This window comes from Thalassospira sp. MCCC 1A03138, assembly GCF_002115785.1.
Lineage (GTDB): Bacteria > Pseudomonadota > Alphaproteobacteria > Rhodospirillales > Thalassospiraceae > Thalassospira.
Genome location: NZ_JFJY01000018.1, coordinates 1 through 8,833, shown reverse-complemented (window position 1 = coordinate 8,833; position 8,833 = coordinate 1). Strand labels below are relative to the sequence as shown.

Annotated in this window: 7 protein-coding genes and 1 pseudogene; 2 read left to right on the top strand and 6 right to left on the bottom strand. The window is 53.1% G+C overall.

Features of this window, described 5'->3' with window-relative positions:
• Positions 1–183: 183 nt before the first annotated feature.
• Positions 184–351, bottom strand: coding sequence for a hypothetical protein (locus TH468_RS21800; RefSeq protein WP_168177209.1), 168 nt, complete (start codon positions 349–351; stop codon positions 184–186).
• Between the two features lie 509 nt (positions 352–860).
• On the opposite strand from TH468_RS21800, the gene TH468_RS21015 reads away from it, so the two are divergent.
• Positions 861–2,393: a P-loop ATPase, Sll1717 family gene (locus tag TH468_RS21015; RefSeq protein WP_085646381.1), complete on the top strand. Its 1,533-nt coding sequence runs from the start codon at positions 861–863 to the stop codon at positions 2,391–2,393.
• Between the two features lie 173 nt (positions 2,394–2,566).
• Here TH468_RS21015 and TH468_RS21875 read toward each other — a convergent pair whose 3' ends face one another.
• Positions 2,567–2,722, bottom strand: a complete 156-nt coding sequence (locus TH468_RS21875; RefSeq protein ID WP_210402281.1) for a hypothetical protein — start codon at positions 2,720–2,722, stop codon at positions 2,567–2,569.
• Positions 2,723–2,881: 159 nt separating this feature from the next.
• On the opposite strand from TH468_RS21875, the gene fdhA reads away from it, so the two are divergent.
• Positions 2,882–4,072, top strand: coding sequence for a formaldehyde dehydrogenase, glutathione-independent (gene fdhA, locus TH468_RS21010; RefSeq protein WP_085646380.1), 1,191 nt, complete (start codon positions 2,882–2,884; stop codon positions 4,070–4,072).
• An 85-nt stretch (positions 4,073–4,157) separates the two neighbouring features.
• Here fdhA and TH468_RS21005 read toward each other — a convergent pair whose 3' ends face one another.
• From TH468_RS21005 to TH468_RS20990, 4 genes and pseudogenes are all read right to left on the bottom strand, one after another.
• Complete coding sequence (locus TH468_RS21005) at positions 4,158–6,719, bottom strand: FAD-dependent oxidoreductase (protein ID WP_085646379.1); 2,562 nt, start codon at positions 6,717–6,719, stop codon at positions 4,158–4,160.
• Positions 6,720–6,782: 63 nt separating this feature from the next.
• On the bottom strand, positions 6,783–7,640 hold the full coding sequence (gene purU / locus TH468_RS21000; protein WP_007091355.1) for a formyltetrahydrofolate deformylase: 858 nt from the start codon (positions 7,638–7,640) through the stop codon (positions 6,783–6,785).
• A 37-nt stretch (positions 7,641–7,677) separates the two neighbouring features.
• Entirely contained in the window at positions 7,678–8,613 is a 936-nt protein-coding gene (locus tag TH468_RS20995) for an electron transfer flavoprotein subunit alpha/FixB family protein (RefSeq protein WP_085646378.1), read from the bottom strand.
• A 17-nt stretch (positions 8,614–8,630) separates the two neighbouring features.
• Positions 8,631–8,833: pseudogene (locus TH468_RS20990) on the bottom strand (electron transfer flavoprotein subunit beta/FixA family protein); the annotation flags it as partial.

Here is an 8,833-nt window from a genome sequence, read left to right as displayed (position 1 = left end):
TGTCATGACGGGAGAGGTGCGTCTTGTTGGAAAAGGAGCGTTAGATTTGCCGGGAGCGGCAGCAATGGCAGCATCGGGCAGCGTTGAGTTGTGACCCGTCGACGGCGGATAGGTGGGGGCGGTGCGCCCGAAGTGTGGCCGGGCTCCATCGGTTGCCGGAAATGTCGCTATGGCCGGAGGTGATCAGGGCTGGCCATGAGCCAGAAGGTCGTCGGTCGATGAGGTTGGCGAAGGCACGAGGTGTTTCTGGACCTCGGTAGTTGCAGGAAGTTCGGTTTGGGGTAGGGCATATCCATCATCGGCTACGGCGGCCCTGATCCCGCAGTCATCGTGATGGAGGGTAAATGTCATCCGTCACGATGCTGTCCCGAAGCGTTAGTCTCAGGCTTCCTTCTGCTTCGAAAAGAGTCTGGGATCGCTCTGTGTTCTGGCGTGCACCCATCAATGATGGTTTCGAGGTCATGGTACTCTCGATGAGGCTGTGCCGAAGGAAGCTATGAAGAAAACTCACCAATGGGGCAGATTAAAAGCAAGATGCTTTAAGCCGAAGGTAGAGGACGGGCGATAGCTAGACTGTCGGGGGCGACAATTCTCAAATCTGACAATAAACAGCTCGCACTTATGGCGGATTTTTAATCTAGCAGGTAAGATTTCTCATCCTTAGCCTCTTTTTCAAACCGTACAAAACAAAAGTTTTCTATGGGGTTAGCGTAGCGTAAAGCGCGTAGCAAAATCCTCTATCTGCAATAAAGTCTTTGAAAAGGGCACGGATCGATGTGCCGATACCTGTTCAGATTGCAAAGTAAGCCTATTTGATCTAATTTTACGCTAATATATAAAACTGTCATGTAGGAACGTCGATGAGCTTGGTTGAAACATTAAGCCTAACCGCTAATCCGTTTGAGCATTACACTGCTGAAGCAGAGCCTGATATCGTCGAATATGCCGTTCATCCTCCTTATCTGAGAACAATTTTAGATAAAGCGTCAAATTTATCTTCATTTATTCTTTTTGGCGAGAGGGGAGCAGGAAAAAGCGCAACGAGAATCACGATTTACGGCGAAAACTGGGCCAATGTTGGTAGAGAGACAGAGCCAAAAAAGTCTTACCCTCTAACAGTTAACATTGTCGACTACAGTAGCCTTTTGCCACAAGCCAGATCTGGGAACTTGTCGGATTTAGAATTTGTTTCGATGGTTTCTTTTTTTGTTATTGAAAAGGTTCTGTCGTGGCTCTCTTCTTTGCCGGAAGAAGATCGAGAAATTTACATAAACTGTCTTCAAAAAGAAGAAAAAGCGCTCGTTTATGCCTTGCTTGAGGGATACTATTTAAACGTTGATGAGATGTCGCGCTCAATTTCCAATGAGAATGCTTTTAAGCTTTTAAATGCTGCATGGACAACTAAGAGCCAAATATGGACGAATAAAAGATGGGGGGAGATTGCAAAGATAACATCTAGTATATTAGACGCATTCTCCAAAAAGTATATTGGAAAAGAAGTTAGTGTCGAGAAAGATGCGGAAGTGATTTTGAACTCTCTTAAGTCAGGAAAAGAGGGTACTGCGCGAGCGATATTATCCAAGCTATCAGATTTAGCGCAAGCATTTGGCTTTTCGGGAGTTTGTTTGCTGGTTGATAAATTAGATGAGACAGAGTTCACGTCGAACTCCGCAGATTCGACCGCTAAACTTATATATCCTATACTCAATCATATACAGCTTATGGAAGTTCCAGGGTTTTCTTGGATATTTTTTGTTTGGGGTGCAGTTAAAGAAATCTGTACTAAAGACGGAATTAGATTAGACAAAATATCATCGGCAAACATAACTTGGGACGAACGACGTTTGCGCGAAATGATTGAAACGAGAATCAGGTATTTTTCCTCGAATCAGAGGAGTTTCTCTGACTTCTTTGATGAGGGAGTAGATGTCGACGGGTGCTTTTCCGAATTAAGCCAGCTTGCTTTAAAATCACCAAGAGAACTTATACGATTACTGGATACGATTTTGCGAGAGCATGATGCACTCGGTAGCAAAGACTTAGTATCAACAGAGACTATTCAGGTGGGTATGGATAAGTTTGTCATTGAAACTATTCACACTTGGTACAATAAAAATGCGTTAAAGCAACTCTATCGCCTCGGGACTACAGTATTTGTAAATCAAGATGTTCAGAAGAAGTTCAGTATTGGTCCGCAGGGAGCGAGAAATAAAATTATAAACTGGCAGCAGGCCGGGATGGTTGATCAAGATGGGACTGTCCCGACAGATACGCCAGGTAAACCCGTTAACAAATACGTGGTAGCGGACCCTCGAATCAAAAGAATAATTGAACGCAACTTGGATAAGGATGTGGGCGCAGATATCGAGATTGCTGATGGTGGAAATGAATAGAGATTTAAATTAAGATTGAATTTAGTGAAGGACCCAAAGTTTTGATTGTTGTTGTCGCAGTGATTCCTCATAAATAAAAAGAATCCCAACCAAGAAGACAGAGAATATTTTTTGTATTAGCAACTTGTCACCCTACGCAGCTTTAAAAACGACAGGGCGGCAACTGAGGTGAATTAAATATCCACGACCAAATCAACTCGATCTGCATTCATCACCTTGACTCGGGCTGCCAAGAACTCCTCGGCGAACTTCTCCTGATTGTCGCCCTGGCGAAGCCGCTCACCCTTGCCGCGCCACCACATCCCCCCATGCGCAATGGTACTCTCCATTCGTCGTATTCGTTCAGTCCATATCCTCCGGGTTTTGCTAGTCTTCGTGATTGCAATCATAGGATGGTTTTTGTCCTTCGGTTTCCGGGCAGGAGCCTGCTGATTGGAATGGAAGGCCGGGAAGTAATTCCGGCTTCATATAATCGGAGGAGGAAGCAGATGAGCAGCAACAGAGGTGTGGTGTATGTCGGGCCCGGCAAGGTCGAGGTCAGGAATATTGCCGATCCGGTGATGGCATCGCCCAATGGCCGGAAGCTTGACCATGCCGTCATTCTGAAAGTGATCAGTACCAATATTTGCGGATCGGACCAGCATATGGTGCGCGGCCGTACGACCGCAGAGCCGGGGCTGGTTCTGGGGCATGAAATTACCGGCGAGATCATCGAGAAGGGCAGCGACGTCGAGCAGCTTGAAATCGGCGATATCGTATCGGTCCCGTTCAACGTTGCCTGCGGGCGGTGCCGGTGCTGCAAATCGCAGGATACCGGTGTGTGCCTGACGGTGAACCCGGCGCGGGCCGGGGGTGCCTATGGTTATGTCGATATGGGTGGCTGGATCGGCGGGCAGGCGCGCTATGTCATGGTGCCCTATGCCGATTTCAACCTTTTGAAATTCCCCGACCGTGAACAGGCGATGGATAAAATCCGTGACCTGACGATGCTGTCCGACATTCTGCCGACCGGGTTCCATGGTGCGGTGCAGGCAGGTGTTGGTGTCGGGTCCATCGTGTATGTGGCCGGAGCCGGGCCGGTCGGCATGGCCGCCGCCGCGTCGGCGCGTATCCTGGGGGCGGCCGTTGTGATGGTCGGTGATTTTAACAAGGAACGTCTGGCACATGCATCAAAGATGGGCTTTGAGGCGGTCGATCTGTCGCAAAGTGATCGTCTGGGCGAAATGATTGCCGAGATCACCGGAAGCCCGGAAGTGGACAGCGCGATCGATGCGGTCGGGTTTGAAGCCCGCGGGCATAGTGGCGGCGAGCAGCCGGCGATTGTGTTGAACCAGATGATGGAGATCACGCGCGCAGCCGGGTCCATCGGCATTCCGGGGCTTTATGTGACCGAAGATCCCGGTGCGGTCGATGATGCGGCCAAGCAGGGCAGTCTGTCATTGCGGTTCGGGTTGGGCTGGGCCAAGGCGCAGTCGTTCCATACCGGGCAGACGCCGGTGATCAAATATAACCGTCAACTGATGCAGGCGATCCTGCATGACCGCCTGAAGATTGCCGATATCGTCAATGCGCAGGTGATCTCGCTTGATGATGCGGCGAAGGGTTATGAAAGCTTTGATCAGGGGGCGGCCAAGAAATTCGTGCTTGATCCGCATGATGTTCTGGCGAAGGCGAGCTAGTCGCGAGGTTTGGACTAACCCGATTGAAACGAAAAACGGGAGCCAGCAGTGGCTCCCGTTCTTTTTTGTGTGCTTGAGCCGATGATTAGCTGCGCGGTTTGAGGTTTTCCGGATCGTAAAGCGGCTTGTAGCCGATGCCGACGACTTCGACCGGGTAAATCTCGTCAAAATAGGAGACGGTCAGTTTGCGGCCTTCCTGGCAATAGTCCCACGGCAGATAGGCAAGGGCGATGTTTTTGCCGATGCTGGGGCCGAAGGCGATGGAGGTCGTGTAGGAGCGACGGCCCAGTTCATCAATCAGGGTTTTGCCGGTATCCGGGTCCATGACTGGCAGATTGCCGACCGGGTAGCGCGCCACCCCATTGGCATCCACATTGTCGGTCATGACAAGGGTGCAGAGCATGGCCGGTTGATGATCGCGTTCGCGATATTCGACATGCTTTGCCTTGCCACGGAAATCGGCCTCTTTGACTTTTGGCCGGGCAAGGGCGGCTTCGATCAGGTTATATTGCGTATGAAGGTCCGCGTTTTGCAGGCGCAGTGATTTTTCAAGACGGCGCGAATTGGCATAGGTTTCCACGCCCACAGCCATCACGCCGATGCCGCGCAGCGCATCCCAGACGGCAAGACCGTCTTCGTAGCGCATATGAAGTTCCCACCCCTGCTCGCCGACATAGGAAATGCGGAATGCGGTGACGGTTTTACCCGCAATGCTGATCTGGCGGATGGCGGCAAACGGGAAGTTTTCGATATCGAGTTCATCGGGCGCTGCGACAACCTTTTTGAGGTTTTCACGCGCGTTCGGGCCCCAGATACCGATGGTGGTGAATTTTTCGGTGACATCGGTGATGGTGACGTCCCAACCCTTGTCCTGTGCCATGCGGCGCATATAGATCAGGTCACGCGGACCGGCATCCGCGCCATTGACCAGACGGCAGCGATCCGCCATGCGGAAGACGGTGAAGTCGGCACGGACCATGCCCTCGTCATCGAGCATGTGGGTATAGATGCCCTTGCCGATATTGGCATCCCCGCCGACTTTGGCGGCACAGAGCCATTCCATCAATTCGACATGATCCGGGCCTTCGATATCGGTCATGTGGAAGTGCGACAGGTTGATGATGCCGCAATCGTCACTCATCGCGAGCTGTTCGGCGTTGGAAACGCGCCAGAAATGGCGGGTATCCCATTCATTTTCACGCACCGGCACCCGATCGGCGTATTTTTCCATAAGATGTTCGTTGGCGGCGTAACCGTGCGCACGTTCCCAACCGCCCAGTTCCATGAAATAGCCGCCAAGTTCGACTTCGCGTTCGTAAAACGGGGAGCGGCGGATGCCGCGGGCTTTTGAAAATGGCTCGCGCGGGTGGACGGGCGGGTTATAGATCTTTTTCGCGGTTTCCCAGCACCGGTCGTAAATGTATTTCTCGTCGAGCTGGAATTCATTGAAGCGCGCGAAGTCAATCGCATGGTGATCAACATGGGTGCGGCCATGGGTCATCCAGTCGGCAATCAGTTTGCCCATGCCGGGCCCGTCCTTGATCCAGATGCCGACCGCATACCAAAGGCCGCGCAGCTTCTGGCTTTCGCCCATCGACGGGCCGCCATCAGCCGAGGTCTGCAGAAGGCCGTTGAAGGAGTGGCTTTCGTTAAAGCCAAGTTCGGTCAGGATCGGGGTCAGTTCCATGGCGCGTTCAAGCGGTTCGATCACGTCTTCGAGTTCGAGATCGCGCTGGGACGGGGACAGGCGTGCCTGATCCTTTTCAAGGATTTCGCGCGGATGGACCAGACGCGGGTTTTCTTCGTAGTAATAGCCCCATTCGATCTGGCCGCCCTCGGTACTTTTGGGATCGCCGGTATCGCGCATATAGGCGGAGTTGCCCTGATCGCGCAGAAGCGGCATGCCGATTTCAACACCGGTTCCGGCAAATTCGTTATACGGCCCAAAGAAGGTTAGCGGGTGGTCAACCGGCATCACCGGCAGGTCTTCGCCGGCCATTTCGGCAATCAGGCGGCCCCAAAGACCGGCACAGACGACAACATAATCGGCATGGATCGTACCGCGTTCGGTTTTAACCCCCGTGATGCGGCCATTTTCCGTGATCAGTTCAAGGGCGGAGGTGTTGGCAAAGATTTTGAGCTTGTCACTTGCGACACCCTGATCGATCAGCTTTCCGGCGACGGTTTGCGAGCGCGGGATGACAAGGCCGGCATCCGGATCCCACATGGCACCCTGAATCTGGTCTTCTTCGAGGAGGGGGAATTTTTCCTTGGCCTCGGATGCGCTGATGATTTTGACGTTGGTGCCAAACGCCTTGCCGGAATCAACGCGGCGTTTGAGTTCGGCCATGCGGGCATCATCGCCGACACGGGCAACCTCGATCCCGCCGATGCGCGCGTAATGGCCCATCTTTTCATAGAAATCGATGGAATACATCGTCGTCCAGCAGGACAGCAGGTCATGACTTGTTGCAAAGCAGAAATCGGACGCATGCGCGGTTGAGCCGATATCGGTCGGGATGCCCGATTTGTCGATGCCGACAATATCGTCCCAGCCATTTTCGATCAGATGGTGCGATACCGATGCACCGACAATACCGCCGACGCCGACGATAACGACTTTTGCCCTGTTCGGAAATGCGGCCATTTCTCTCTTTCCTTCTTATTGCGATGGTTATCTTGTGTCGGCGGAGGCGGAATTTTGGCGATATTATTGGGTGAAGACTACGGTGCGGTTTTTGTTCAGCATCACGCGGCCTTCGAGATGGTATTTGACACCACGGGCCAGAACGCGGGCTTCGATATCGCGCCCGGTGGCGACGAAATCATCGGCTGACATGGCGTGGCTGACGCGTTCGGTTTCCTGTTCGATGATCGGGCCTTCGTCGAGGTCCGGCGTGACATAGTGCGCGGTTGCCCCGATCAGTTTCACCCCGCGTTCATAGGCCTGATGATAGGGTTTGGCCCCCTTGAAGGACGGCAGGAACGAGTGGTGAATATTGATGATCATGCCATAAAACTGGCTTGAAAGATCGTTGGTCAGCACCTGCATATAGCGGGCAAGGACGACCAGTTCGGATTTGGTTTCCTTGATCAGATCGGCAAGTTTGGCTTCCTGTTCGATCTTGTTTTCCTTGTTCACCGGCCAGTAATGGAAGGGAATGCCTTCCTGATCGGCGATTTTGCGCGCGTCTTCGTGGTTCGAGACGATGGCGGCGACTTCGGCATCAAGCCAGCCGACCTTGATCTGATAAAGCAGATGCAGCATCGCGTGATCGAACTTGGAGACCATGATGATGATCTTGGGACGGCGGGAGAGATCATCGATCTTGAGCTTCATATTGAAGCGGTCAACCGCCGGGTTCAGCATCAGTTCGATTTCGGCCTTGCTGACATTTTCCGGTGTGCTGGTGGCGATGCGCAAAAAGAACTGGTTGGTTTGACGGTCCCAGAACTGATTGGATTCAATGATATTGGCCCCGCGCGATGCCAGGGCAGAGGCGACGGTTGCGACAATGCCCGGCTGGTCGTCACAGGCGATACGCAGGGTATAGGAATGTTCGCTCACTGGATGTGCTCCGTTTCAAAGGGGTGTGACGTTCGTGTCAGAGCTGACGCTCCAGTTCGGGAAGAATGTCGAACAGATCACCCACAATGCCATAATCCGCGACCTGGAAGATCGGTGCATCTTCGTCGGTATTGATCGCAACGATGATTTTGGAATCCTTCATGCCCGCAAGGTGCTGAATAGCGCCCGAAATACCACATGCGATGTAAAGATCGGGGGCGACCACCTTGCCGGTCTGACCGACCTGCAAATCATTCGATGCATAACCGGCATCAACGGCGGCACGCGATGCGCCGATGGCAGCACCAAGTTTATCGGCAACCGGTGTCATGACTTCCTGGAACCTTTCGGCGGAACCAAGGGCGCGGCCGCCTGATACGATGATCCTGGCGGAGCCGAGTTCCGGGCGATCATTTTTCGACAGGATGTTTTCAAGGAAGGTCGAAAGACCGGTTGCGTCCGATCCGGCATCAATGGTTTTGACCGGGGCGGGGGCGTTATCGCCACTGGCGGCGGCGAAGCTTGTCGTGCGGATCGTGAGGATCCTTGTCGCATCGGTCGTCTGCACGGTTTCAATTGCGTTGCCGGCATAGATCGGGCGTTTGAAGGTATCGGGTGATACGACTTCGATCACGTCGGACACCTGCATGACATCGAGAAGGGCGGCAACGCGGGGCAACACGTTTTTGCCCGTGGTGGTGGCTGGCGCGAGGATGGTATCGTAATCGCCTGAAAGATTGACGATCAGGGCGGCGGTCGGTTCGGCAAGACGGTTTTCAAGGGCGTTGCTTTCGGCAAGCAGCACATTGCGAATGCCCGAAAGTTTTGCCGCCGCATCGGCCACGGAAGAAGCATTTTTTCCGGCGACCAGAATGTCGATATCGCCACCGATCAGGGATGCGGCGCTGAGTGCCTTGGCGGTCTGATCGGACAGGGATTGATTGTCGTGTTCTGCAAAAAGAAGAATGGCCATTTTTATCTCCGCCCGGTTTAGATGACGCCTGCTTCGGATTTGAGCTTTTCGATCAGATCGGTCACGCCAGCGACCTTGATGCCTGCCTTCCGCCCGGCGGGTTCTTCGACCTTGATCAGGCGCAGACGCGGGGAAACGGTAACGCCGAAATCATCGGGCGTTTTTGTTTCCAGCGGCTTTTTCTTGGCCTTCATGATGTTGGGAAGCGACGCATAGCGCG